The organism is Streptomyces sp. AC555_RSS877 (genome assembly GCF_019049245.1).
Classification (GTDB): Bacteria; Actinomycetota; Actinomycetes; order Streptomycetales; family Streptomycetaceae; genus Streptomyces.
This window is the reverse complement of sequence record NZ_JAGMUK010000201.1, coordinates 1-279: the sequence shown is the minus strand read 5'-3', so window position 1 is coordinate 279 and position 279 is coordinate 1. Positions and strand designations below refer to the sequence as shown.

Below are 279 nucleotides of genomic sequence, written 5' to 3'. Positions count from 1 at the left end.
GAGCGGTTGCGTGGGCGGGGGGTGTCGGTTTCGGTGCGGGCGTTGTTCCAGACGCCGACGCCGGCCGGTCTGGCCGCGGTCGCGGCTCCGGAGGCGGTCGAGGTGCCGCCGAACCGGATCCCGGACGGCGCCGACCACCTCACCCCGGACATGCTTCCCCTGGTCGACTTGTCGGCTGCGGAGGTCGAACGGATCGTCGCGGCCATCGAGGGCGGCGCGGCGAACATCGCGGACATCTACCCGCTCGCGCCCCTCCAGGAAGGCATCCTCTTCCACCAC

At 72.4% G+C, this 279-nt stretch carries 1 protein-coding gene; it reads left to right on the top strand.

Going from position 1 to position 279, the window contains the following annotated elements:
* Positions 1 to 42: 42 nt before the first annotated feature.
* Positions 43 to 279, top strand: a 237-nt coding sequence (locus KUM49_RS42200) for a hypothetical protein (protein WP_217242252.1), incomplete at its 3' end; no start/stop codon positions are given.